We start from the raw sequence: 359 nt of genomic DNA, 5'->3' as shown, positions 1-359 counted from the left end.
TATCGCCAAGCGGTAAGGCACCGGTTTTTGATACCGGCATTCCCTGGTTCGAATCCAGGTATCCCAGCCATTATCGGATGCAGTAAGCAGTAAACTCAGGCTACGTAGCTCAGCTGGTTAGAGCACATCACTCATAATGATGGGGTCACAGGTTCAAATCCCGTCGTAGCCACCAAATTTTTGGGGTGTCGCCAAGCGGTAAGGCTCTGGTTTCTGATACCAGCATTCCGGGGTTCGAATCCCTGCACCCCAGCCAATTAAAGACAATTTGAAAACGCATTATTGGGGTGTCGCCAAGCGGTAAGGCTCTGGTTTCTGATACCAGCATTCCGGGGTTCGAATCCCTGCACCCCAGCCAA

General features: G+C 51.5%; 3 tRNA genes. All 3 read left to right on the top strand.

The window, feature by feature from the left end:
- Nucleotides 1-98 precede the first annotated feature (98 nt).
- The 3 genes from QMZ65_RS25225 to QMZ65_RS25215 all read left to right on the top strand — a co-directional run bounded on the left by QMZ65_RS25225 (nt 99) and on the right by QMZ65_RS25215 (nt 358).
- A tRNA-Met gene (locus QMZ65_RS25225) sits at nt 99-175 on the top strand.
- A gap of 6 nt (nt 176-181) precedes the next feature.
- Nucleotides 182-256 (top strand) — tRNA-Gln (locus QMZ65_RS25220).
- Between the two features lie 27 nt (nt 257-283).
- Nucleotides 284-358: transfer RNA gene (locus QMZ65_RS25215), tRNA-Gln, on the top strand.
- Nucleotide 359: the final 1 nt, after the last annotated feature.

This window comes from Pantoea sp. EABMAA-21, from assembly GCF_030053335.1.
GTDB classification, from domain to species: Bacteria; Pseudomonadota; Gammaproteobacteria; order Enterobacterales; family Enterobacteriaceae; genus Pantoea; species Pantoea communis.
The sequence above is the reverse complement of the archived record's forward strand: the minus strand, read 5'-3'. Positions and strand labels throughout refer to the sequence as shown.